Source organism: Nocardia sp. NPDC003999, from assembly GCF_053604885.1.
On the sequence record NZ_JBSGIB010000001.1, the window covers coordinates 162,748 to 186,788 of the forward strand.

General features: G+C 69.6%; 21 protein-coding genes and 4 tRNA genes. 11 read left to right on the plus strand and 14 right to left on the minus strand.

Features of this window, described 5'->3' with window-relative positions:
- Positions 1 to 166: 166 nt before the first annotated feature.
- Positions 167 to 238, minus strand: a tRNA-Val gene (locus ACWESM_RS00760).
- Positions 239 to 630: 392 nt separating this feature from the next.
- Between ACWESM_RS00760 and ACWESM_RS00765 the strand changes: the two genes are divergently transcribed.
- The 4 genes from ACWESM_RS00765 (at position 631) to ACWESM_RS00780 (ending at position 2,502) form a co-directional block, all read left to right on the plus strand.
- Positions 631 to 703, plus strand: a tRNA-Gly gene (locus ACWESM_RS00765).
- Between the two features lie 43 nt (positions 704 to 746).
- Positions 747 to 817 (plus strand) — tRNA-Cys (locus ACWESM_RS00770).
- A 1-nt stretch (position 818) separates the two neighbouring features.
- Positions 819 to 893, plus strand: a tRNA-Val gene (locus ACWESM_RS00775).
- 379 nt (positions 894 to 1,272) lie between these two features.
- Complete coding sequence (locus tag ACWESM_RS00780) at positions 1,273 to 2,502, plus strand: sigma factor-like helix-turn-helix DNA-binding protein (RefSeq protein ID WP_452490580.1); 1,230 nt, start codon at positions 1,273 to 1,275, stop codon at positions 2,500 to 2,502.
- Here ACWESM_RS00780 and ACWESM_RS00785 read toward each other — a convergent pair.
- Positions 2,468 to 3,412 (minus strand): hypothetical protein, encoded by a 945-nt coding sequence (locus tag ACWESM_RS00785; RefSeq protein ID WP_397275930.1) that lies wholly within the window; start codon positions 3,410 to 3,412, stop codon positions 2,468 to 2,470. The genes ACWESM_RS00780 and ACWESM_RS00785 overlap by 35 nt on opposite strands.
- Positions 3,413 to 3,959: 547 nt before the next feature.
- Between ACWESM_RS00785 and ACWESM_RS00790 the strand changes: the two genes are divergently transcribed.
- Positions 3,960 to 5,000: a hypothetical protein gene (locus tag ACWESM_RS00790; protein WP_397275932.1), complete on the plus strand. Its 1,041-nt coding sequence runs from the start codon at positions 3,960 to 3,962 to the stop codon at positions 4,998 to 5,000.
- Here the strand turns inward: ACWESM_RS00790 and ACWESM_RS00795 are convergent.
- The 3 genes from ACWESM_RS00795 to ACWESM_RS00805 all read right to left on the minus strand — a co-directional run bounded on the left by ACWESM_RS00795 (position 4,967) and on the right by ACWESM_RS00805 (position 9,207).
- A complete protein-coding gene (locus ACWESM_RS00795; protein ID WP_397276050.1) occupies positions 4,967 to 5,929 on the minus strand; it encodes a LysR family transcriptional regulator in 963 nt (320 codons plus the stop codon). The genes ACWESM_RS00790 and ACWESM_RS00795 overlap by 34 nt on opposite strands.
- Before the next feature lie 427 nt (positions 5,930 to 6,356).
- Positions 6,357 to 7,916 (minus strand): flavin-containing monooxygenase, encoded by a 1,560-nt coding sequence (locus ACWESM_RS00800; protein ID WP_452490582.1) that lies wholly within the window; start codon positions 7,914 to 7,916, stop codon positions 6,357 to 6,359.
- A 58-nt stretch (positions 7,917 to 7,974) separates the two neighbouring features.
- On the minus strand, positions 7,975 to 9,207 hold the full coding sequence (locus ACWESM_RS00805; RefSeq protein WP_452490584.1) for a cytochrome P450 family protein: 1,233 nt from the start codon (positions 9,205 to 9,207) through the stop codon (positions 7,975 to 7,977).
- 167 nt (positions 9,208 to 9,374) lie between these two features.
- Here ACWESM_RS00805 and ACWESM_RS00810 point away from each other — a divergent pair, with 167 nt between their 5' ends.
- A complete protein-coding gene (locus ACWESM_RS00810) occupies positions 9,375 to 10,601 on the plus strand; it encodes an MFS transporter (RefSeq protein WP_355070420.1) in 1,227 nt (408 codons plus the stop codon).
- On the opposite strand, the gene ACWESM_RS00815 is transcribed toward ACWESM_RS00810, so the two are convergent.
- The gene (locus tag ACWESM_RS00815) at positions 10,552 to 11,013 is read right to left on the minus strand and encodes a hypothetical protein (protein WP_364425959.1); all 462 of its coding nucleotides are present in this window, start codon (positions 11,011 to 11,013) and stop codon (positions 10,552 to 10,554) included. The two genes, ACWESM_RS00810 and ACWESM_RS00815, sit on opposite strands and share 50 nt — an antisense overlap.
- On the opposite strand from ACWESM_RS00815, the gene ACWESM_RS00820 reads away from it, so the two are divergent.
- Positions 11,012 to 11,551, plus strand: a complete 540-nt coding sequence (locus tag ACWESM_RS00820) for a GNAT family N-acetyltransferase (RefSeq protein ID WP_355070416.1) — start codon at positions 11,012 to 11,014, stop codon at positions 11,549 to 11,551. The two genes, ACWESM_RS00815 and ACWESM_RS00820, sit on opposite strands and share 2 nt — an antisense overlap.
- A gap of 7 nt (positions 11,552 to 11,558) precedes the next feature.
- Here the strand turns inward: ACWESM_RS00820 and ACWESM_RS00825 are convergent, their stop codons facing one another.
- From ACWESM_RS00825 to zapE, 3 genes are all read right to left on the minus strand, one after another.
- The gene (locus ACWESM_RS00825; protein WP_452490587.1) at positions 11,559 to 12,311 is read right to left on the minus strand and encodes an alpha/beta fold hydrolase; all 753 of its coding nucleotides are present in this window, start codon (positions 12,309 to 12,311) and stop codon (positions 11,559 to 11,561) included.
- A gap of 68 nt (positions 12,312 to 12,379) precedes the next feature.
- Positions 12,380 to 13,162 carry a tyrosine-protein phosphatase gene (locus ACWESM_RS00830; RefSeq protein ID WP_452490589.1) on the minus strand — a complete coding sequence of 261 codons (783 nt, stop codon included), beginning with the start codon at positions 13,160 to 13,162 and terminating at the stop codon, positions 12,380 to 12,382.
- Positions 13,163 to 13,237: 75 nt separating this feature from the next.
- Positions 13,238 to 14,254 carry a cell division protein ZapE gene (gene zapE, locus ACWESM_RS00835; protein ID WP_355070410.1) on the minus strand — a complete coding sequence of 339 codons (1,017 nt, stop codon included), beginning with the start codon at positions 14,252 to 14,254 and terminating at the stop codon, positions 13,238 to 13,240.
- Positions 14,255 to 14,271: 17 nt separating this feature from the next.
- On the opposite strand from zapE, the gene ACWESM_RS00840 reads away from it, so the two are divergent.
- The 4 genes from ACWESM_RS00840 to msrB all read left to right on the plus strand — a co-directional run bounded on the left by ACWESM_RS00840 (position 14,272) and on the right by msrB (position 18,496).
- The gene (locus ACWESM_RS00840; RefSeq protein WP_355070408.1) at positions 14,272 to 15,051 is read left to right on the plus strand and encodes a pyrimidine reductase family protein; all 780 of its coding nucleotides are present in this window, start codon (positions 14,272 to 14,274) and stop codon (positions 15,049 to 15,051) included.
- A 31-nt stretch (positions 15,052 to 15,082) separates the two neighbouring features.
- Entirely contained in the window at positions 15,083 to 16,639 is a 1,557-nt protein-coding gene (locus tag ACWESM_RS00845) for an alpha/beta hydrolase (RefSeq protein WP_356961598.1), read from the plus strand.
- Positions 16,640 to 16,706: 67 nt separating this feature from the next.
- The gene (locus tag ACWESM_RS00850) at positions 16,707 to 18,056 is read left to right on the plus strand and encodes a glycosyltransferase family 87 protein (protein ID WP_397275948.1); all 1,350 of its coding nucleotides are present in this window, start codon (positions 16,707 to 16,709) and stop codon (positions 18,054 to 18,056) included.
- Complete coding sequence (msrB, locus tag ACWESM_RS00855) at positions 18,053 to 18,496, plus strand: peptide-methionine (R)-S-oxide reductase MsrB (protein ID WP_452490592.1); 444 nt, start codon at positions 18,053 to 18,055, stop codon at positions 18,494 to 18,496. Before ACWESM_RS00850 ends, msrB begins: the two co-directional genes overlap by 4 nt.
- 97 nt (positions 18,497 to 18,593) lie before the next feature.
- Here msrB and hemQ read toward each other — a convergent pair whose 3' ends face one another.
- The 5 genes from hemQ to hemE all read right to left on the minus strand — a co-directional run bounded on the left by hemQ (position 18,594) and on the right by hemE (position 24,014).
- The gene (gene hemQ / locus ACWESM_RS00860; RefSeq protein ID WP_355070401.1) at positions 18,594 to 19,289 is read right to left on the minus strand and encodes a hydrogen peroxide-dependent heme synthase; all 696 of its coding nucleotides are present in this window, start codon (positions 19,287 to 19,289) and stop codon (positions 18,594 to 18,596) included.
- A 4-nt stretch (positions 19,290 to 19,293) separates the two neighbouring features.
- Positions 19,294 to 20,538 carry a globin domain-containing protein gene (locus ACWESM_RS00865; RefSeq protein WP_452490594.1) on the minus strand — a complete coding sequence of 415 codons (1,245 nt, stop codon included), beginning with the start codon at positions 20,536 to 20,538 and terminating at the stop codon, positions 19,294 to 19,296.
- Positions 20,535 to 21,008, minus strand: a complete 474-nt coding sequence (locus ACWESM_RS00870) for an RrF2 family transcriptional regulator (protein WP_397275951.1) — start codon at positions 21,006 to 21,008, stop codon at positions 20,535 to 20,537. The genes ACWESM_RS00865 and ACWESM_RS00870 overlap by 4 nt, the downstream gene beginning before the upstream one ends.
- A gap of 196 nt (positions 21,009 to 21,204) precedes the next feature.
- Positions 21,205 to 22,566, minus strand: a complete 1,362-nt coding sequence (locus ACWESM_RS00875) for a protoporphyrinogen oxidase (protein WP_452490596.1) — start codon at positions 22,564 to 22,566, stop codon at positions 21,205 to 21,207.
- Positions 22,567 to 22,958: 392 nt separating this feature from the next.
- Entirely contained in the window at positions 22,959 to 24,014 is a 1,056-nt protein-coding gene (hemE, locus tag ACWESM_RS00880; RefSeq protein ID WP_452490598.1) for a uroporphyrinogen decarboxylase, read from the minus strand.
- Positions 24,015 to 24,041 lie beyond the last annotated feature (27 nt).

Below are 24,041 nucleotides of genomic sequence, written 5' to 3' on the forward strand. Positions count from 1 at the left end.
CAGCCCAGTGGAGCACGCGATACTTCGCCCACCCGGACGTTCCGCCTGAGGCTCACGAAGAGCGTCTCCCACTTGCCGCGGTACGCGGGCCGAGGCAGTCGACGAGGTTCTAACGATCGGATACGCAAAATCCCCCCGACCTGGCAATCTGTCGAGGGGAATCGAGTGGTCCCAGCTGGGATCGAACCAGCGACCTTCCGCGTGTGAGGCGGACGCTCTCCCGCTGAGCTATGAGACCTGACGGGTTCCGGCGGCGCGTGGCGCCCTCCGGACGAGACGAAACATTAGCACGCGCCACCGGTGGTTCACCAAATCGCCGTCCGGACAGGGATGGTTCGGCGCGGAGCCACCACTCGCGAGCAGTTCCTCTCGATCTTGCGCGAACTCTAGGTGGCGGACAAGCGGGGTCGCGACCACGCCGGCTGCGGTCGCAGATTCGGTGCGGCTCGACCATCGAGAGGACCACCGAGCGCCTCGACTCCCCCATCCACCACATGAGCCACCGGCGTCACAGCGCCCACTTTCCAGATTTTCGCCGTTCTACCAGCGGATTTGTACCTTTCACCGAGCGTCCGCTAATGTTCTGTCTCGCACCACGGAGGCCGGAAACGAGCCCCGGGGAGGCAGAATGCGGATGTAGCGCAGCTGGTAGCGCATCACCTTGCCAAGGTGAGGGTCGCGGGTTCGAATCCCGTCATCCGCTCGAGAGGTAGGGCCAGGCAACATTACGCCGTCCCCCTTTGCGCGGTGGAGTGGCCGAGTGGTGAGGCAACGGCCTGCAAAGCCGTGCACACGGGTTCGATTCCCGTCTCCACCTCGCGCGATTAGCTCAGCGGGAGAGCGCTTCCCTGACACGGAAGAGGTCACTGGTTCAATCCCAGTATCGCGCACCACCGTCTCACGAGGTCAGACCCGGTTTTCACCGGGTCTGATTTTGTTTGTGCCCCGCACGCGGATCGAGTTTCCACTGGCCATTCGTCGCGGTCCGGCTCGAGAACACGTAGTCGGCTACCCGTGAGCAGTCCGGTACCTACTGGCAGCGTTCTCCCTGATCACGAGTAGTCGAGTTGGGAGTTCTGATGCGATCTCCGATCAGCCCCGGTCCAGGAGCTACGAGAGCCGCTCGGTTCGCCGCGTGTGCGCCGCACCTGATCGAGCGCGCCGACTGCCAGGGAACGACTGCTGTCGCCGGCGACCAGGATGGGGCCGCGTGTCGGTGGGTAGGGATACGCTGTGGCGCACAGTGCCGGAGCCGAGTCAGGGGGTTGTCGCGTGACGATCAGCGCGGAGGTCGCGCAAGGCGCGGCGCCGGATGACGACGATCCCGAGTCACTCGACCTGCGCGACGACATCTCGTTCGAACTCGAAGAGGTCAACGAGGTGCTCGGGGAGCTGATCGCGCTGCGCGCCGACCAGAAGGCCAAGGACGGCGACCTGCTGACGGCTCGGCTGGGAGTCGGTGGCGAGAAGCCCGAGACACTCGCCCGGATCGGCGCTCGTTACGACCTTTCCCGCGACCGGGTGCGGCAACTGCACACCAAAGCGGTCGGGCAGATAATCCGGATGGCACAGCTTTCCGGACATCGGGCCGCCGCGGTCCTGTCCGCGCGCTACCCCCTCGACGCCATGGACCGGCAGCTCACACGCGCGCTGCTGGTGGAGACGTACGCGACCGACACCGATATCGCCGCGACCGAGCTGTCGTATCTCAAACTCCGGCTGGCCGGGCACGCCGCCGAGGACGCCAAGCGAATCGCCGGATTCGTCACCCAGCGCATCGCGGCGTGGCAGAAGAAGACCAACCGGCGCCTGGCCAAACTACACGACGCCGAGCCGCGCGCCACGAGTCAGCTGAATACCTGGTTGGGGCAGGTCGACTGGCCCCACGCAGGCGCCGCGGCCGCGATCCCGACCTCGTCCGCGCGCACTGTGGACAGCGACGACGACGGCCGGGGGCGCTTCTATCTGGACAAGGTCGGTCGCGACGTGCCGTTCGACTCCGGTCTCGAGGCCAGGCTGCTGCGGATCCTCAACGCCGGCGATCTCGTCGAGACCTTCCTGGAGCAGCCCGCGGCGGTCGTCTACGAACTCGACGGCGCGGAGCGGGTGCACTATCCGAGCATCGTCGCGCGGCTCACCGACGGCCGCACCGTACTGATCGACGTCACGCCGCTGGGCCATGTCGGCTTCCACGTGAACGTCGCGAAATCCGCCGCCGCTCGGGCATACGCGCACGCCAACGGCTGGGGCTGGCTGGTCTGGACCGGCAGCCGCGTCGGCGTCCCGGATCTGCGCGCCCGCCCTGTCGACGCCGCGGGTGAACGGATGCTGCGCGACCTCGTCGAGCGCGGCCCCGTGCACTGGGCCGCGCTCCGCGAGGTGCGCGCGAAGACCGGCCTGGAACTGCTGGACTTCCTCGCGCTGGTGCTGCGCCACGAATGGCGGTGGGACCGGGCGCCGTTCCGGCTCAGCGCACCACCATCGCCCCCGCCAGGAAAGTGACGATCAGCAGCATCGCGCAGATGGTGATCAGCTGCCACCGGCCGATGGTCACCTCGAGCTTGGCGATCGTGTTGCGCAGGGCCTTGTCGAGCCGGTCGTGATCGGCGATCGTGCGCTGCGCGGCGGCGAGCGCGTCGGCCCGTTCCTGCGCGGCCTGCTCCGCGCGCTCCAGTCGCGTGGTCATCTTCAGCAGATGTTTCTGCTTGTCGCGCAAGGCTTTCCGGGCCACCGCCAGCGACGTGCGCTGGTTGACCAGCTCCTGGCGCTGCCGGGCGATGACCGTGGCCTGCGTCTTCGTGTGGTACTCCCAGTCGGTCACGGTCGCCCAGCCTCCTGTCCTCTCGTCCCGATGGCCCCAGACATACTCGCCGCTCACCCAGCCCGCGATGAACTCGCGCAGCTCGACCGGCTCACGCCGCGGCGCCGCCATCGCGTGCTCGGTGTCGAGCACGCCGGTGACCGCGCGATAATCACAGGCGGCGGGCGCGAAGTCCGCGATGCCCAGGGCGTGCAGGTACGGCACCCAGTAGCCGGGTGGGCACAGCCACAACACGTCCGTACAACCCTCGGCGCGCAGCCGTTCGGTGTGCTCCTGAGCCAGTCCACGCTCCAGCGGACCGCTACGCACCTCGATCGCGTATATCCGGTCGCCCTTGCGCCAGTACACGTCCACCGGCAAGGTCCCGACGCGCTGATCCACTTCGGCCTCGTCGGCTCCGTAGGCGAGCAGCCTGCCGCACAACCAGTATTTGAGCCGCCGCATATCCCACTGGGCGGCGGCACATTCCGGGCACCCGCAGGCGTAACCGGTCTTCGATCCACGGATACGGCCGGAGGCCTCTCCGATACCCAACTCGGCGAGCATCGCTCGGCGCCCGCAGGCGATCTCCGCCCGCTGCTTCGTTCTCACGCGACCACTCCCCTGCACAAACCACCGCAGGCCCGGCGACCTACGCCATAGATCAAGAGTGCGTCAGACTCGGCTACCTCGCCAGCCCCGTTCACCCCGCGCTCGGGTGTGCCACACACGTGGCCTGCCGACGAGATCTGCGTTGTACTCTGCGGCACAAGGGCTTTCATCATGCCACGGGACGGCATCGGCCACTGCGGGAACGCTGAATTGACAGTTGCCGCCATCCCACGACGCGCCCGGCCGCTCGCAACCTGGCCCCGCGGCAACCGGCACGGCCTTCGCGCAGCCACCCCTGGGCGTGAACTCGCGCAGGACGCGCTTCGGGCGGATAATGACCGATCAGATGCGTCGGCCCGTTTCCGGACAAACCGGGTCGCCGCGTAATCCGCCTGCAGGGGGCTGATTCCGGGGGCCTAGGCTGCTTCGATCAGGTCTTGATTCGGCGGTGCACCGCCGATCTTTCGCGAGCCGCGGATGTCCAACTGGGCGGATAGAATCGTCCGGCCGAGTGCGAGCTGGGCCGATACGGGGAAGTGGGTACTGGATGGAGCACGGTCAGCAGACCGGCGAGTCGGTCGGCGCGATGTTGGCGAGTATCGCGTCGGCTCTCCGAGAGGTCAGCGAGAAGCTCGACGCGGTGGCGGCCCGGATCGACGGAGCGCAGACCGTGGTGAGCGAACCGACCGTCGAGGGGCGGTTGGCCGAGCTCGAGGCGTGGGCTTTTCGTGCCGGACAGGACATCTCGAGTCTCGATGCCAGGGTGGAGCGCCTGGAATCCGGTGACGACCCAGCGCAGGAGGACCAGCGAACTGCGCAACGCCCGCTACCCCGGGCAGCCGCGGGACGATCGAACGCGCGCGGACCGCAGCACGGCGGCGCCGAAGCCACTGCGCAGAAGAGCGATTCCCGCGAGCCGGCCGGTGCCACGAACGGTGTGCGCCCGCAGCGCACGCAGCGAGAGCCGGTGCACGCGGCGGTCGAACCGAGTTCTACTGCGCAAACGAGTTTCACACCGCCGCGCGAGCCCACGCCGACCGTGCTCGATACGAACGCCACGTCCGGGCAGAACTTCACCACGCCCCGCGACCCGGCGGCGAGCTTCACCGCCCCGCCGTCCCGTGAGCCGGCTTTCACCACTCCGGTCCAACGGGAGCCCGTATCGCCTTTCACCGCGCCGACACCGCGCGACCCGAGCACGGGACAGCAGGAGGCGTTCATCGCCTCGCGCGAACCCGCCACCTCGTACTCCCCCGGTGAGAACGCCGCGTACGAAAGCATCGTCGCGTCCGCCCCGAGCACGACGCACAACGGCGCGGAGAACGGCACAGCCCCCGGCACCCCGGGACTCACCGGAGCGCACCGCGCCGGCGACGACGACCGCACCCCGGTCGAGAACACGCACGTGGACAAGCTGCAAGCCATGCTGGACGAACTCAAGCGCACGGCGGCGGCTCCGCTGGGCCGCTCCGACCTCTTCGGGCCGGCGCCGGGCGAGTCGACGACGAATGGCTATCAGTCCGACCGCACCGACGCGCAGCGCCGACCGGCCGACTACCGGCTATCCAGCCCGCCCCCGATGTCCTGAAGGGCCTTGACGCGCCGCCGCTTCGGCGGAGGCGCCGCCGCGAACGAACGCAACAGGATCTGCTGGACGAGATCGCGCAGCCAGCGATGCCCCCCGTCGGCGGTGTTGCGCGGATGCCAGGCCATCCCGATGGCGACTTCGGGCAACGGCAGGGGTATCTCGAACGTGCTCAATCCGATCGCGGGTAGGGTAGCGGCGCTCAGCAAGGCGGGTGCGGGGCAGACCAGGTCGCTGCCGCGCACCGCGAACAGCGCGCTGGTCAGCGTGGGCACGGTGGCCACCACCCGCCGGGTGCGGCCGTGCAGGGCGAGGCGGTCGTCGATCGGGCCGTGCGAACGGCCGGTGCGCGAAATGCTCAGGTGCGGCGCGGCGGCGTACGCGGCGACGGTGACGCGATCGGTGACCAGCGGATGGTCGGTGGCGGCGACTCCGATCACCCGGTCGGTGAGCACTCTGCGCACAGTGGTCTCCGGGTCGGTGTGGTCGATCACGCCGACCTCCAGGTCGACGCGTCCATCCCGCAACGCCCCGGTGCCCTCGGCGATGTCGGGCAGGAAGCGCAGCGTCACGCCCGGCGCTTGGGCGCGCACCGCGGACAGCAGGGGCCCGGCCAGTTCGGTGAGCACCATGTCGCCCGCCTGTATCGCGAACGTCCGGCGCAGCGCGGCCGGGTCGAGGTCGTCGCGCGGCGTCAGCAGTGCGCGTCCCTGCTCGACCAGCGTGCTGACCTCGTATCGCAATTCCAGTGCGCGCGGCGTCGGCACCAGGTTGCGACCGGCACGCACGAGCAGCGGGTCGCCTAGTACGTCGCGCAATCTGGCCAGCGTCCGGCTCATCGCGGGCGGCGAGGTGTGTAGGCGCTCCGCGGCCAAGGTGACGCTGTTGGTGTCCAGCAGTGCGTCGAGGGCCACGAGGAGATTCATGTCCAGCGCTTCCACCCTTGGATTATCGCCAACGCAAACAGCGGCCCCCGGTATTGCGCGCGGGATAACTCGCGGCGAGTCCGAACCGAGCGGTTCCACCGGACAGTCGGAGGCGGAACCGTCCGTGCTCGAGCGGGCCGCCGCCGCGTGCACGGCACCGTTGCGAGCATCCGGCTGGCCGGTGAGCTGGGGATACGCCCCGCACAGGCCAGCTGGGCGGCGGCGCGACAGTCCTCATCGAGCGCGCCGGACCCAGAAAGCAGCACCGCAGACCGATCGGCCATCGGACGGCCCGGCACGATTTGCCGCATGACAGCCGCCGGTTCGGCAGTCGATGCAAGTGTGCGCACGCGGTCGCCCACCCCGCGGCCCGGACCGATCGGAGAACTCGCTGACCGAGTGGACCGGCGCTACCCGGGTCCGCCCCGATGTTCTAGTGGCTGACCCGGCCGCTGTCGCCCTCGTACGGAAGCAGCTCAGCCTCGATCGGCGCCGCCGGGCGTGCCACCGGCCCTGGCCCCGGCTTGCGACGGTTGGCCAGTCCGCGGTAGGACTCCGGCCTGATCCGGCGGAACACCTGCGCCACGCGCGTGTGCAGCGGCAGGCGGAACTTCAGGTCGGCGAGCATCTCGTCGATGTTCTGGATGGAGAACGGGACGACCGCGGTGCCGTGCGCGTGGTGGCCGTGCGTGCGTTCCTCCATCCAGCGCAGCCGGGCGTCGATCTCCTCGTCGAGTTTCTCGGCGGGCGGCAGGACGAGCCCGCCGTTGAGCAGCGCGGCGGTCCAGTGCGCGGCGACCTCGGCGTTCAGCGTGCTGATCACCGAGGAGTTGTAGCCGGCGAAGGTCAGATTCGGGACCTCCAACGGCAGGATCTGACGGTGCAGGCGGAAATTGCCGTGCTCATCGGTCAGCCTGCGCTGGATGTACGGCGTGAGGAACGGCACGCGCTGCTGGAAGCCGGTCGCGCAGATCACGACGTCCGCCTGCAGCACCTGCCCGGTGGACAGCCGGATCCCGGGCGCCGCCTTCGGGCCACCGCCCATCTCGGTGATCGTGGTGTCCCGGTGCACCGTGATACGTCCGTTGGCGACCTGCTCGTAGAAGCCTTCGCTCACCAGGCTGACGGTGCTCTCGGCGATCTGCTCGAACCGCCCCTCGGGCACCAGACCGAGTTCACGCAGCTGCGAGTGCTTGGTGACCAGTTCCTGGATCAGATCGAAATTACTGATCCGTACCGATTCGCCGGGGCCGTCGAGGAACCGGTCCATCCAGCGGGGCCGCAGGTAGTGGAAGTGCGCCTCGCCGAAGCGGGTCAGCATCAACCGCTCGTAGTCGATCACCCGCGCCAGCTTGCGCGGCATCTTCCAGAACAGCCGCCGGGCCACCACCGAGGTGGACGCCGCCACCTCGCTCACCGCGGTGGCGATGTCACAGGCGGACTTGCCGTAGCCGACCACGACGACCGACTTGCCGCGCACCGACTCCAGATCGGTGAACTCCGAGGAGTGGCACAAGCGCCCGCCCGCCGCGCGGAACCAGTCGGCGCCGCGGTACTCCGGCATCGCGGGTTCGCTGAAAACACCGTTGGCGATGACCAGGTGATCGCACGAGGCGCGATGGACTCCGCTCGAATCGCGAATCTCCAGCAACCAGCCGCTGTCCACCGGATCGGCGGCGACCACCTCGGTGCCCAACCGCAGGTGGTCGGTCAGCCCGAAGTGCTCGGCGTAGGCGGTTAGATAGGCCTGCATGTGCTGCCCGTCGAGGACGCGCGGGTAGTCGGCAGGCATGGGGAAGTCGGAGAAGTGATATGTGTCCTTGGAGTTCTGCGTCTGCAGTCCCGGGTATCGCCGGGTCGCGCTCCACACACCACCGACATCGGGTGCACGGTCGAAAACCTCGACCGGAAAACCCGCCTGTTTCAGCACTTTCGCGCAGGCGAGACCTGCGATACCCGCACCGACGATCCCGATGCGGCTTCCGCTTGTCATGCGCGAGAGATTACGTCGCCAGCGGCGCACAGCAAAGTCGGTCGACCGAATCCGCTCTTCAGCGCACTACGGGCGTACCCACCGGAACCACCGGAAGCTCGAGCAGCCCACGGATCAGAATGCTCTCCCGCCACCGCAGGTCCGCGTCGTCGACGGCGGGCCGCAGCTGCGGATAGCGCCGCACCAGCCGGGTCAGCGCGATGCGGGCCTCCAGCCTGGCCAGCGCCGCTCCGAGGCAGTAGTGGATGCCGTGGCCGAAGGCCAGATGCCCGTTCGTGCCGCGGTCCGGGTCGAACGCCGCGGGCGAGGCGAAGTGCCGTTCGTCACGGTTGGCCGACGCCACCGAGACCAGCACCAGCTCCCCTTCCGGGATGACGCCGCCGGCCAGGTGGACCGGCGCGGTGGTGTACCGCAGGGTCGCCACGTTGACCGGGCCGTTGTGGCGCAGCGTTTCCTCCACCAGCGGTGTGACGCCCGCCGGGTCGTCGCGCAGGGCCAGGTAGCGGGCGGGATCGGCGAGCAGTTCCAGCACGGAGTTACCGATCAGGTTCACCGTGGTCTCGTGACCCGCGACCAGGATCAGGAAGGCCATGGAGATCAGCTCGTCGTGACTGAGCCGGTCCCCTTCCTCGGTGGCGAGCAGCAGCTGGGAGATCAGATCCTCGCCCAAGCCCTCCGCGCGCCGCCGGGCGACCAGGTCGTCGAAGTAGTCGACGATGGCGTCGGTCGCGGCACGGATGCCCTCCGGCGTGGACATGGGCGTGTCGACCACCGCCGCCGACCACTCCCGGAAGCGCGCGCGGTCCTCGACCGGCACGCCGAGCAGTTCGCAGATCACCGTGATCGGCAGCGGGAACGCGTACTCCGCGAGCAGGTCGACCGGACCGGCGCCCGTCGCACGATCGATCGCGTCGAGCAGATCGTCCGCGATCGCCACGATCCGCGGTGCGAGGGCCTCCATCCGCGCGGGCGCGAACGCCGGTGTGACGAGTTTGCGCAGCCGCGAGTGCCGCGGCGGGTCGGAATTGAGCAGATGCAGGCTCAGGCGCGGGTTGACCGCCGTGACGCCGCTGCCACCTGCGGCTGATCGCCGCGCCTCGGCGCCCCTCGGAGCGTGCGGGTCCTTGTGGACGTCGGGATGGCGCAGCACCTCCTTGGCGGCGTCGTAGTCGACCACAAGCCAGGCGCGCACACCGGTGCGCAACCGGACCTGATGCACCGGCCCCTCGGCGCGCAACTGCTGGTAGAAGGCATGCGGCGTGCGAAAGAAATCCGCGGGCAGCTCTCTCATCCGATCGGTTCCCCCTGATTCGTGAGTATCGTTGCGGCCCTTCGATGGTGACACCGATCACGGATCTCGGCCAGGCCGCGCGACCGGACCATCCTGTGATCAGCGTTGCCCGTCATCGCGGCCCGGCCCGGCGCGCGTCGTCGTCAGGGTCCGGCTACCCTGCGCCAATGAGTTCGATCGCGCCCGTCCTGCGGCGTGCCCGGATCGCGAACTCGTTCGCGTTCGGCGCACAGGGCTTCTTCCTCGCCGTCGTGCTGACCGAGTTGCCGCAGCAGAAGGAGCGTTTCGGGCTATCGGACGGCGTGATCGCGGTCTCGGTGGTGCTGATCTCGTTGCTGGCGGGCGGCGGCAGCGTCCTCGCGGAGCGGCTGGCGCTGCGCTGGTCCAGCCGCGCGGCGGTGCGGATCGGGCTGCTGCTCGTGGCCGTCACCGGATCGGCGGCGGCGTTCGCGCCGAACACGCCGCTGCTGGTGGCCGCACTCGGCTGCTACGGGATCGCGGTCGGCATCGTCGACGCGAGCACCAACATGCAGGCCGTGTTCATCCAGCACGGCTATGGGACGTTCATCCTGTCGTCGTTCTACGCCGCGTGGAGCGCCGGAACGATAGCCGGGGCATTGTTCGTATCCGGGTGCGAGGCGCTGGAGGTGACGCTGCGCGAATCGCTGCTCGCGGCCGCCGCGATCGTGCTGCTGCTCGGCTGGGCGCTCGGACGAGGACTGCTCGGCGTGCGGGACGCGGAGACGAGTCCCGTCGAGACCGCCGCGTCCGGTCCCACCGTCGCGCTGCGCGCGTATGTCGGGTTCGGGGTCGCGATGGCGTTCGTCTTCGCGGTCGACCTCGCGGTGGGCAACTGGTCGGCTTTATACCTGACCGACGACCTGCTCGCCGGTTCGGCGACGGCGGCGCTCGCCTTCGCCGCGTATCAAGGCACGTCGTTGGTCTCCCGGATCGCCGGGGATTCGCTGGTGCGCCGTTTCGGTCCGCGCCCTGTGGTGCGGGCCGCCGCGGGCACCGGAGTCCTCGGTCTGGCTCTCGTGGTGGCCGCGCCGAGTCCGGCGGTCGCGATCGCCGGGTTCCTCGTCGCGGGCGCGGGCCTGCCCGTGATCGCGCCGCTGTGCTTCAGCGCGGCCGGGCAACTCGCGACCGGACGGGAGCTCGACGCACTGATCGCGCGTCTCAACCTGTTCAACTACGCGGGGACACTGCTCGGCGGCGGTGTGGTCGGCGCGATCGCGGCGAGCGTCGGTCACCGCGTGGGATTCGTGATCCCGCTGCTGTTCGCCGTGGCCCTGATCGGGCTCTCCCGCGTCTTCCGCTCCCATCGGGTCGCGAGCGCGCCTCCTACGCGGAAACTGGACCAGCCCACCGAACTCGGGCCTGCCACCGGCTAGTGCGACCAGCGGTGCACAACCGGACCTCGGCCGGCGCCAAGGTCTCCGAGCGCAATCGCCGCAATCGGCCGATCAGCCGATTCGCCAGCCACGGCGACAACAGGAAGGCCGGCGCGGTGGCGCCCGACACCGCGGCGCCGGTCAGCAGCGAGTCGCGTGACCGCCCCGCCGCGGTGTCTGCGGCCTGCTGGTTCTGGTCGCCCCAGAGCGCCACCACTTCGCTGTTCACCTGATCCGCGACCGATCGCCAGTCCGCGATGCTCACCGGCGGCGCGGGCGCGGGGCCCGACTTCGCGGGCACCGGGCGGATGACGGCCTCCTCCATGGCGCTCGCCTGCTGCCAGGCGCGCGACGAGGTGAGCGCCCTGAGCCGCGCCGCTGACGCGTTGTCGATATGCTCTGATGTAGCCATGAGCAACCTCTCCGTCGTCGTCGACCGCGCCGGGCTGTGGGACGCGGAAGCGCTCAGTGATGTTGCCGCCGCGACTTTTCCACTGGCGTGCCCGCCCGAGGCGACGCCCGACGACATCGCGGTGTTCGTCGGCGAGGTCCTGTCGGGCGAACGGTTCGGCGAATATCTGAGCGATCCGGCCCGGATCGTGCTCAAGGCTGTCGCGGACGACGACATCGTCGGTTACGCGATGCTGGTCACGGGCGGCCCAGCGGACCCTGCGGTGGCCGAGCCGGTCGGGCCGCACCCGATGGTGGAGCTCAGCAAGTTGTACGTGCTGCCCGGCCGGCACGGCACCGGGGTGTCCACCGCGCTGATGAACGCCGCGCTGGACTGGGCGCGCGCCGAGGGATATCCGGGCGTATGGCTGGGCGTCAACCAGGAGAACGTCCGCGCTCGGCGCTTCTACGCCAAACACGGTTTCACCGAGGCCGGCACCAGGACGTTCACCGTCGGCGCCCAGGTGCATCACGACTACGTGCTGCGGCTGGTCTTCTGATCCCGCCTCAGCGTAGGAAATCGACGAGTGCGGTGTGGAACGCGGGGTTCAGCACCGCCATCAGGTGATCGCCGGGCACCACGGCCAGTTCACCGTTCGGCAGCGCGGCGGCGAGTCGCTCCGGTTCGGCGGCGAAGGGGTCGTCCTCGCCCGCCAGCACCAGCGCGGGCACGGTGATGTCCGCCAGCGTCTCGATGGGACGATCGTCCAGACCCGTCGCCACGGCGTGGATGGCTTGTACGTCGGCCTGTACCGCGTCGGCCAGCACCCGGAACATCTTCGCGGTCGGCGACGCGTCCGCGCCGTCTCCGGTCATCGCGGCCTGCAGATCCGGCAGGTCGATCACGCGGCGATCGACGCCACCGCAGTCCAGCACACCCGACCCGATGCCGCCGACGGCCAGCCGCCGCACCCGCCGGTCGGTCGCGGCCACCATCAGCGAGATCACCCCGCCCATCGAGTACCCGACCTGCGCGACCTCCTCGAATTCGAGCTCGTCGTAGAGGGCGCGTACGTCACGCGCCATCGCCTGCCACGAGTACCGCGCCGCGTCGTGCGGCTTGCCGGAACGGCCGTGACCGCGCGCGTCCAGGGACACCACGGTGTGCCCGGCGGACTGCAGTACGGCGACCACACCGGTGCTCATCCAGTTCGCGTTGGTATCCGCGACCACTCCGTGCTGCAGCACGACCGGGATGCCCTCGCCCTCCCACACCCGGTAATTGAGTTCCAGGCCGTCCCATGTCTCAAACTTCGCCATGCCGGGATCGTAGTGCACGGCACGCCACCGAAACTGCCGAAGCGGACGTATCGGGCCGGGTGCCGCGCTCAGCCCAGCAGTCGGTCCCGCAAGGCCGCGATATCGGCGCCGGTGAGTCCCAGGCCGTCCCGGACATAGGCGTCGAAACTTCCGTAGGTCCGATCCACCTGGTCGAAGGCGGCGTCGAGCCAGGATCCCTGAACGCCGTTGAGCGGGTCGTTCTCGCTCGCGTTGCGGAATCGGTTGGACAGCAGATAGTCCTCGGTGACCGTGGCACGATCGACGCCGAGCAGCGTGAGCAGCACGGCCGCCGTCCAGCCGGTGCGGTCCTTGCCCGCGGTGCAGTGGAACAACACCGCGCCGTCGGCGCCGATGAGGTCGCGCAGCACCGAAGCGAACGCCTCGTTCGCGCCGGGCGCGGTGATGAACGCGCGATACAGGCCGTCGCCTCCGGTGAGCGTGGTGGCGATGACCTCCGGCGGAGCCTGGCCGATCACGTCGGCCCAGTGCGCCGTCGCGCCCGCGGGCAGCCGGTCCGGACCGAGCGCGCGCTCGTAGACCGTGCGCAGGTCGTGCACGGAACGCACGCGGCGGCCGGTCAGCGCGGCCAGATCCTCCGGCGTCGCGTTGTTCAGCTGCCCGGTCCGATACACCAGACCGGTGCGCACGATCCGGCCGTCGGTGGTGCGATACCCGCCGATGTCCCGCGCGTTCTGCACCCCTTGCAGGTGCAGGGAGGGATCGGCGACGACGACCGCAGGCGGGTCGGCCTGCGCGATGACGACTACCGGCCCGAAGGCGACCGCCAGGCCGGCCGCCATCGCGACCGGGGCGCGGAAACGAGTGGCCATTCGGCTGCTCCAATCATCGGGTCTGTGGGGTCTGCCCACGTTCTCTCGCCGGCCGCCGAGGCCGGGCAGGCAGCGCTAGGCCGCGACCTCGAACCGCGACAGCGCGAGCAAGCGGGAGATGGCGCGCAGGTACTTCTTGCGGTAGCCGCCCTCCAGCATCTCGGCGGAGAAGATCTCGTCCAGTTTCGCGCCGGACACCGTCACCGGCACGCTCGCGTCGTAGAGCCGGTCGGCCAGCACCACGATGCGCAGCGCCACGGCCTGATCGGTGACCGGATGCACGCCGGAGACGAACACCGACGACACCCCGGAGATCAGCGCGCCGTACTTCGACGGATGCAGGGTGCTGAGGTGCTTCAGCAGCGCGTCGAACTCGTCGAGCGTGGAATTCGGTGTGCTCGCCGCCCGTTCGGCCAGGACCGCGGCGGCGGTGGGCTCCGGCGCGGGGGGCAGATCGCGGTGGCGGTAGTCCGGCCCGTCCACGCGCACCGCCTCGAAGATGGCGCCCAGCTTCTTGATCTCGCGCATGAAATCCTGTGCGGCGAAACGGCCTTCGCCGAGCTGCCCCGGCAAGGTGTTCGACGTGGCCGCGATCGAGACACCGGCCGCGGACAGTTCGGTCAGCAGGCGCGAGACCAGCATCGTGTCGCCGGGATCGTCGAGCTCGAATTCGTCGATGCACAGCACGCTGTTGCCCGAGAGCCGCTCGAGGGCATTGGCGAAGCCGAGCGCGCCGACCAGGTTGGTCAGCTCGCCGAACGTACCGAACGACTTGGGCGCGGGCGAGCTGTGGAAGATCGAGGCCAGCAGGTGGGTCTTGCCGACGCCGAATCCGCCGTCCAGATACAGGCCGGCGCCGCTGACCTGCTTCTTCTTACCGAAGAAGCTCTTCTTGCCCGCGGCCTTGCTGATCTTGGCGACCTGCCCGGCGAACTCCTCGGCCTTGCCGACCGCGGCCGCCTGGCTCGGTTCCTTCGGATCGGGAATGTAGGAGGCGAAGCTCACCTCGTCGAACATGGGCGGCGGCACCATTTGGGCGACGAGCTGATCGGCCGGGACCTCCGGGTGACGATCGACGAGGCGTTCTTGCATGGACGAAGCCTAAAGACGTGGTGAGATCTGATTTCATGCAGCGTAGCCAGAATGCGATCCAGCTCACAGCACTCGGCCCGGACGACCTCGCGCAGATGTACGCCTTCCCCGCCGCGCTCGACGCGCCTTGGGTCCGCGCCAATTTCGTCTCCAGCATCGACGGCGCCGCCACCAGCGGCAACCTGACCGAAGGGCTGGGCACCCCGGCCGACCGAACGGTGTTCATGTTGCTGCGCGAACTGGCGGAGGTGATCGTCGTCGGCGCGGGCACGGCGCGCGCGGAGAACTACGGCGGGGCGCGCACCGATCCGGCGCGCCGCCGCGCGTTCCACGAGCGCGGCATCGGCGGGCATCCCGACGGCGCGCCGCCGCCGATCGCGGTCGTCACGGCGAGCGCGGCGATCGACCCCGGCGCGCGCCTGCTCACCGATACCCAGGTGCCGCCGCTGATCATCACGACGACCACCGCGCCCGCCGACCGCAAGCAGCGGCTGGCGGACGCGGGCGCCGAGGTGATCGAAGCGGGTGGCATCGCGGTGACGCCCAGCGGCTTGCTGCGGGTTCTCGCCGAGCGCGGCCTGCTGCGGGTACTCACCGAAGGCGGCCCGCATCTGTTCGGCGAACTGCTGGAGGCGGATGTGGTCGACGAGCTGTGCCTGACCACCGCGCCGCTGCTGGTCGGCGGCGCGGCGCGGCGAATCTCGCTGTCGGCGCACGAATTCCGCGTCCGCATGACGCGCGCGCACGTGTTGCTGGACGACGACGGCACCATGCTCACCCGGTGGGCCCGTCGATGAAAGAACCGTCCGAACCTGGCAGGCTGTAGCAATGCGCTGGACTCGGGCCGCCGTGCTTGCCGCCACCCTCTCGATCGTGACCGCCGGTTGCGGCGCGGGACCGTCGGATCGTCCCGGTGTCGCGGTGCAGCGCCCGCCGGTCGCTGGCACCGCGACCACCTCCGCCGCGCCCGCTCCTCTGCCCAAGGCCGAGCTGCCCAGAACCGACCTCAGTTGGCGCGAGTGCACCCAGCCGACCTTGGATCAGTTCGGACTCGGCCCCGCGCCCGCCGGGTTGGTGCTCGACTGCGCCGAGTACGCCACCCCGATCGACTCGACGGGCACGGTGCTGGGCAGTTTCCGCGCGGCCGCGTTGCGGGCCAGGCTGGCGCAGACCCCGGCCGACGCGCCGCCGCTGGTGCTCACCTCGGGCTCGGATCGCTCCTCCTCCGCCACCCTGGCCGGGTTGGCCGCTGGCCCCGCCTCCGTGCTGCTGGCCGCCCGCCCGATCGTCGCGGTGGACCGGCGCGGCATCGGCGGCTCGCAGCCGATCGATTGCCTGCCCACGGAGATCCGCCGTGGCCTGGCCGACAACGCCCAGTCCGGTCCCGGCGCGGGCGACCCGGTGGCCCGCATGACGAAGTTGAGCCAGGACGGCACCATCGCCTGCCGCGACTTCCTGCAGCCGTACGAAGGCACCTTCGACGCACCGCACGCCGCCGACGACATCGAGCAGTTGCGCAGGCAATGGCAGGTGGACCACATCGCGCTGCTGGGCACGGGCAACGGCGCGAAGGTCGCGCTCAGCTACGCCCGCAAGTACGGCGATCACGTCGCCCGGCTGGTGCTCGACTCCCCGGAACCGGTCGGCACCGACGCCGTGACCCGCGCCGAACAGGCCGTGCAGGGCGCCGAGGCGGCGCTGACGGCCTTCGCGCAGCGCTGCGTCGGCGTCGGCTGCTCACTCGGGGCCGATCCGCGCGCCGCGGTCACCGATCTGGTGAACCGTGCCGCGGGCGGCGAACTCGGCGACATCTCGGCGAACGCGTTGCTGACCGCGGTGTCGGGCTTCCTCGGCAGCCCGCGCGCCGACCAGGCCGCTCGGGTCACCGAGCTGTCCGACACGCTGGCCGCGGCCGGACGCGGCGACCGCGGGCCACTGAGCAACCTGATCAGGCAGGAGGCCGCGGCCACCGCGAGCGACGGCCAGTTCGTCAACCGCTGCACCGACACACAGCTGCCGCCGACACCGGCCAAAGCGAACGAACTCGCGGGCACATGGGCGGGCAAGTATCCGGTTTTCGGCAAGGCGGCGGCCATCGGCCTGATGGAGTGCGCTGCCTGGCCGGTGTCGACCGCGCCGCCGCTGCCCGAAAAGCTGGGTATTCCAGTGTTCGTGCTGGGCGGGGTAGCCGATCCGGTGGTCGGTAACGGCGGCCAGTCCTCGGTGACCGGCGCGATAGGTTCGGCGGGCGCCCGGCACGCGGCGCTGTCCTGGCAGGGCTTCGGGCATCCGGTGTCCACGCATTCCGGCTGCGCGCAGCGGGCCGTGCTCGACTATCTGAAGGACGGCAAACTTCCCGCAGATGGCACCGCATGCCCGGCGTAGCCCGGGCGTGCGGAGCCGTTCGAGCGGCGCGTCCGACAGGTCCGGCCAACCGCCGGTAACCCATCCGGTGTACCGTGCCCCAGTGTTCCTTCGACAGCTCGAGCCCAGGACCGCTCGCACCACCGCCGAGGTGATCAAGTTCGCACTCTGGCCCCTGGCGGTCATGACCGTGCTGAACCGGGTTTTCATCAAGGCTGTCAACGGCTTCATCACCGACGACTACCGGCCTGTCTACCAGGCGTCGTTCGACTTCCTGAACGGGCGGCCGGTCTACACCGCGAATTTCGACTCGGTGGACCCGCACTACCTGTACCCGCCCAGCGGCACCTTGCTGATCGCGCCGATCGCCGCCATCGACTACGAGAAGTCGCGCTGGCTGTTCATCGCCCTCAACGCGATCGCGATTCTCATCGCCTGGTACCTGTTGCTGCGGCTGTTCCGGTACACCCTGCATTCGGTCGCCGCGCCCGCGCTGCTGCTGGCGATGTTCTCCTCCGAGACCGTGATCAACACGCTGGTGTTCACCAACGTCAACGGCTGCGTGCTGCTGGCGGAGCTGATCTTCATCCACCTGCTGCTGAAGCGGCGAGACCTCTGGGCGGGCGCCGCGCTCGGATTGAGTATCGCGGTCAAACCGACACTGGCTCCGTTGCTTTTGATCGCGCTCGTGCGCGGGCAGTGGAAAGTCTTCGTGACGGCCCTCGGCGTGCCGCTCGCGCTCACCGCGATCGCCTGGCCGCTGGTGAAGGACCCAGAGAAGTTCATCACCCGCACCGCGCCCTACCTTTTCGAATCCCGCGACTACTTCAACAGCGCCATCGTCGGCAACGGCGAGTACTACGGACTGCCGCCGTGGCTGACCTGGGGCATGCGCGTGGCGCTCGGCGTGCTCGTGCTGATCTCGCTGTGGCTGCTGTACCGCTACTACCGCGAGGACGAACTGTTCTTCGTCTGCACCTCCTCCGGCGTGCTGCTGACGGCCTCGTTCCTGCTCAGCTCGCTGGGGCAGATGTACTACTCGATGATGCTGTTCCCCTTCCTGATGACCGTCGTGCTGCGCAACTCGGTGCTGCGCAACTGGCCGGCCTGGCTGGCGATCTTCGGGTTCATGAGCTACGACAAGTGGCTATCGGACCGCTGGCAGCACATCGGCCGCAACCTGGAGTACCTGCGCATCACCTTCGGCTGGGGCCTGCTGCTCATCGTCGTGTTCTGCGTGCTCGGAGACCGCTATCTGGCCGCGCGGCGGGAAGGCAGGCTGCCGTTCGGCATCGATCCCGCGTGGATGAGTTCCGCCCCGGACCCGCGCGGCGAACAGCCGCAGCCGCCGGTCGCCGCGGCTCTCCCGGCGGAAACCCACAGACCACAAAACGGTTCGACGCCCGCGGAACAGAATCGTATTAGCGTGGAGCCATGAGTTCCGAAGCCGACACGTCCCTGCCCGCGCCGCGCATCCAGCTCTCGCCGCAGGAATGGCGGTCGAAGCTGAACCCCGAGGAGTACTCGGTGCTGCGCGAGGCGGCTACCGAGCGGCCGTTCACCGGCGAGTACACCGACACCAAAACCGAAGGCGTCTACGTGTGCCGGGCCTGCGGCGCCGAACTGTTCCGCAGCACCGAGAAGTTCGACTCGCACTGCGGCTGGCCGTCCTTCTTCGATCCGGCCGCGTCCGACGCGGTGATTATCCGGTCGGACGACTCGCTCGGCATGCATCGGGTCGAAGTGCTGTGCGCGAACTGCCACAGCCACCTCGGCCACGTGTTCGAGGGCGAGGGGTACAACACGCCCACCGACAAGCGCTACTGCATCAACTCCATCGCCCTGCGACTGCACCCCTCGGACAGCGCAGCGGAGTAACCAGCCCGACGCTCACGGGCAGCGTACGAAGCCCCGGCGCTCGGCGCATGCCCCGAAAACTTCGGGCAAGCGTTTGCCTGCACCGGGGCAGGGCGCATCAGGGCAGAGCGGCGATCAGCTGCTCGATCTCCACGCGGGGGCCGGTGAAGAACGGGATCTCTTCGCGCACGTGCCGACGGGCGTCGGTGGCCCGCAGGTCACGCATCAGATCGACGATCCGGTGCAATTCGGGCGCCTCGAAGGCCAGGATCCACTCGTAGTCACCGAGCGCGAACGAACTGACGGTGTTCGCTCGCACGTCCGGGTAGCCACGCGCGGCCTTGCCGTGTTCGGCCAGCATCCGGCGGCGCTCCTCGTCGGGCAGCAGGTACCACTCGTAGGACCGGACGAACGGGTACACGCAGATGTAGGCGCCCGCCTCCTCGCCGGCCAGGAAGGCCGGGATGTGGCTCTTGTTGAACTCGGCGGGGCGGTGCAGCGCCGCGTTGCTCCAGACCGGCGCGCTGGCCCGTCCCAGCTCGGTGGTGCGGCGGAAATCGGCGTACGCGGCTTGCAGGTCCTCGACGCGTTCGGCGTGGGTCCAGATCATGAAATCGGCGTCGGCGCGCATCCCGGCCACGTCGTAGATGCCGCGGACCACGACGTCGCGGTCGGCCAGACCGTCGAAGAACGCCTTGGCCTCCTTGGTCGCCGCGTCCCGGTCCTCGCCCAGCACTCCGGGCTGCACCTGGAAGACCGAGAACATCAGGTAGCGGATGGTGGAGTTGAGAGCCTGATAGTCGAGTCGCGCCATAGCACTATCGTGCCACTCGCTCGGGAGCGCCCGCGTCGCCGGGCGTGAACTGCTCGATGTGCACGCGGGCGTCGGGGATACCGAGGGCGCGCAACTGGCGTTGCATCTCGCCCAGGAACCCGGATGGACCGCAGACGTATACGTCGGCGTCCTCGGGCACGTTCAGCATCGAGAGATCGGCCCGGCCGCGCCGGACGCCGGGAGTCGGTTCCTCGTACCAGATTTCGACCTCGGCCCGTTCGAGCCGAGCAGTGAGTCCCAGCAGCCGATCGCGCAGCGGATGGGTGCGCGGCGCACGGTCGGCGTGCACGACCAGCGTGCGACGGCCCGGGTCGTGGGCGGCGAGATAGTCGAGAACGCCGATCGTCGGGGTCACACCGATGCCGGCGGAAATCAGCACCAGCGGTGTCTCCGCCGCGGTATCGAGGACGACGTCACCGAACGGAAGGGTGATCTGCAGCGGGTCACCCGGGCGCAACTGCTCGTGCAGCCAGGAGGACACCTCGCCCGCCGGGCAGCCGGCGGCCGCCTCGACCCGCTTGACGGCGAACGACAGCGCGCCGTCGCGCGGCTTGCCCACCAGGCTGTACTGACGCAACTGGCGCGCACCGTCGGGAAGCCGGACGCCGACCGAAACATACTGTCCCGGAATGAATCCCGGTAGCCGCGCAGCCGGGTCGGCGGACTCGACGGTGAAGACCGCGACGCCCGAGGGGTCGTCGTCGCGAGCCACGACACGGACGTCCCGGAACACGTCGCCGGAATCCACGCCCGCCTCGGCGTAGAGCCCCTTCTCTTGATCCATCAACGTGTCGGCCATCATCCAGTAGACCCGATCCCAGGCCGCCGCGACCGCGTCGCCGACCACGTCGGCGCCGAGCACTTCCACGATGGCCGCGAACAGATTTTCGTGCACGATCCGGTACTGCTCCGGAGTAACCCCGAGTGAGGCGTGCTTGTGCGCGATCCGCGACAACATAGTGGCCGGGTGCGGCAGCGCGGGGTCGACCAGGTACGTGGCGAAGGTGGCGATGGAGGCGGCCAGCGCCCGCTGCTGACTGCCCTGTGCCTGATTGCCCCGGTTGAACGTGTCGCGCAGCAGCCGCGGGTGGGCGTCGAACATCGTGCGGTAGAACACGGCCGTGATGCGGTCGATGTTCGCCGCCACCAGCGGTAGGGTCGCGCGGACGACCTCGGCGTGCCGCGGTTCGAGTTCCGGTTCGGCACGGACGACGCTGTCGAGGTTCATGAAACTTCCTTCATCTCAGGGGTGACACTCGCCGTGGAGCGGACGAGTAAATGCAGCAACCCGGTTGTCGACGAGGTGACCAAATCCTCTATCGAATAACGGTCGAGTTCGGTATAGAAAGCCTTCTTCGCGTCGGCGAGAATTCGACGCAATCGGCACCCGCCGAGTAACGGACACGGATTCGGTTCCCCGCACTCCACCACGTCGCGGTTGTCTTCCAATTCCCGGACGAGCTCACCCACCGACGCGGCGCGACCTGCCGCGGTGATGAACAATCCGCCGGATCGTCCGCGGTGCGCCTCGACGAGGCCCAGTTCGGCCAGCCGCGAAACCGCCTTGGCCACATGCTTTTCGGACGCGCCGACCTGTCGCGCGATGAGTTTGGTGGTGACCCGGGAATTCTTCTCGTCCTCCACCGCGAGCCGCATGATGGTGCGCAAACCGATATCGGTGAAATGCGAGAGCTGCATGGTGCTCACGGTACCGGCGAATTCCACCGATTCCGCATTCCGGCGGGGTGTCCTTAATTACGCCGATCGGTGCGCATTTTAAGTGCGCCGCACATTGTCCGACAGGCCGGAACAGTGCCGCATAATTGTGGTCACAGGAAAGCGCGTGCGCGGTGCCGCGACGAATCTCGTCGGTGCGGACACGCCCGGCGAACGGTCAGCGTACGGTGCCCGCACCGACCTCCGCCGCGATGCGCTGTGCGGCGGCCGCGCCGGAGGCGACGCACGCGGGCACACCGACGCCGTGCAGGTACGCGCCCGCCACCGCCAGCCCGTCCAGCGCCGCGACCTCGGCTTCGACGGCCGCGATGCGGGCCGGATGGCCGGGCGCGTACTGGGCGAGGCCACCCGGCCAGCGCTGTACGACAGCCTCGACCGGCTCGATCGCGACCCCGGTGACGGTAGCCAGGTCCGCGGTGGCGGCGGCGACGAGTTCGGCGTCGGGCCAGGACAGCGGGGAGTCGTCGCCGAACTTGCCGAAAGAGACGCGGACGAGCGCCGTTTCACGTTGTGCGAGATGTGTCCATTTGCGGCTGGACAGGGTGAAGGCTTTGGCCCGCAGCGGCTCTCCGGTGGCCACCAGGATGCCGGAGTTCTGTGGCAGGGCGGTCTCGCGGGGCAGCGCCAGCGCGACCACCGCCGACGAGGAGAGTTCGACACCGGCCAGTTCCGCGGCGGCGACCGGGGCGACGGCGGCCAGCAGTCGCGCGGTCACCGGCGCCGGAGTGGCGAGCACCACCGCGTCGACGGCGCCGATCGGGTCGACCACCCAACCGCGCAGACCTCTGGCCAGACGCGTGCCCGGCGTCGTGGTGACGAACCGCGCCCCGGAACGTTCGGCGAGCGCCTCGAGCAGCACCCGGTAGCCGTCCCGGATGCCACCGAAGACCGGCGCGTTCGAGGGCGGCGGCAGCGCGGCGCCGACGGCGGCGGTGAGACTGGGCTCGCCGTCGTCCAGCGCGGCGGCGAGCGTGGGCAGCGCGGCGCGGACACCGATGGAGCGGGAGCTGCCCGCGTACACGCCGCCGAGCAGCGGATCCACGCTGCGCTCGGCGACCTGCGCGCCGAAGCGGTCGGCGACCAGTCGGTAGAGGTCGGTGTCGGAGCCGGGCTCCCAGGCCAGCGGCCGGTCGGGTTCGGCGGCGATGCGTGCCAGTGTCTCGGCGTCGACCAGCCCGCGCATCGACTCCGCGTTCGCCGGGACACCCATCAAGGTGCCCTCCGGCAGCGGGTGCGCGGTGCCGGCGGACCACACCAACGGCCGCAGACCCGCCGGGGTCACCAACTGCGACTCGAGCCCGAGTTCCCGCAGCAGCGCGGGTACCTCCGGCCGTCGCCCGACGAACGCCTCCGCGCCGAGATCCAGTGGCTCCCCGCCCAGTTCGCCCGTGTAGAGGATGCCGCCGATCCGTTCGGCGCGATCGAGCACGAGTACGTCGGCATCCGGCCCGAGCGACATCCGCAACCGATACGCGGCCACCAGCCCGCTGATCCCACCGCCGACCACCGCGATACGCATGCCTCGACCGTATCGCGTACCGCGACGGCGGCCGTCCGACGGTAGGCGCCCGGATGACTCGGAACACACTGTGTCCACGATGTCCGCGGCGATGACGGATACGTCGGCCCGACTCGACTCGGCCGATGGCAGCCTGAACCGCCTCGGCCGCTCGCGGATGGCTGCCGGGCGTCGGCGCGTGGTACGCGGGTCGACCTGGCGGCCGGGTATGCGGCGGTACCTTCGCCGGATCCCAGCGAGCGACCGTGGCAGTCGCCATCACGTTCGCAGAGACTCCAAGAGCACCGACACGGGTGGGCCGCGACGACAGCAGGGGTTCCCGGCCTCAGCGCTCGACACAGCCGCCGCACTGCTGCCTCGCGGCCGTGGCGGCCTACCCGCGTTCGCCCGCGCTACAACTCGTGGACGAGTTCCACCAAGGCGGTCAGCACGCCCGGATCGGTGTCCGGAAGCACCCCGTGGCCCAAGTTGAAGATGTGCCCGGCGGCGCCGAGCGTGATCGCCTCGTCCGCTTCGCGCGCGATCCGCCGGGCCTGCTCCTCGATCGCTTCCGGTCCGGCGAACAGTACGGCGGGATCGAGGTTGCCCTGCAACGCTTTTCCGGGCCCGACGCGGCGGACGGCCGCGGTGAGCGGCACCCGCCAATCGACGCCGACCACGTCGGCGCCCGCCTCGCTCATGGCGCCGAGCAGCTCTCCGGTCCCCACACCGAAGTGGATGCGCGGCACGCCCGCCTCGGCGATCTCGGCGAACACCCGCTCCGAATGCGGGAGCACGAAATTGCGGTAGTCGGCCAGCGAGAGGGCGCCCGCCCAGGAGTCGAACAATTGCACCGCGTCGACGCCCGCCGCCAACTGCGCCTGCAGGAACGCGATGGTGATGTCGGTGAGCACGCCCAGCAGCTCGTGCCAGGTCTGCGGATCGGCGTACATCATCGCCTTGGTGCGCTCGTGGTTCTTGCTCGGACCGCCCTCGACCAGGTAGGAGGCGAGGGTGAACGGCGCGCCCGCGAACCCGATCAGCGGCGTCTCCCCCAGCGCGTCGACCAGCAGGCGCACGCCGTCGGTCACCGCCCCGACCTCCTCGGGGCGCAGCCGGGGCAGACCGCGCACGTCGCCGACCGTCCGCACCGGCGCGGCGACCACCGGCCCCACGCCCGGCACGATGTCCAGGTCGATCCCCGCCGCTTTCAGCGGAACGACGATGTCGGAGAACAGGATCGCGGCGTCGACGCCGTGCCTGCGAATCGGCTGCAAGGTGATCTCGCACACCAGCTCGGGATCGAAGCAGGATTCGAGCATCCCGATGCCCGCCCGCACCTCGCGGTACTCGGGCAGCGAGCGTCCGGCCTGGCGCATGAACCACACCGGACGCCTGCTGGGCGTCGCGCCGGTAGCGGCGGCCAGGAACGGGGCATCGGTCAACCGGCGGCGGGTATGAGTGCTCATCACGGCTATCGTATGCGGGCCCGGTGG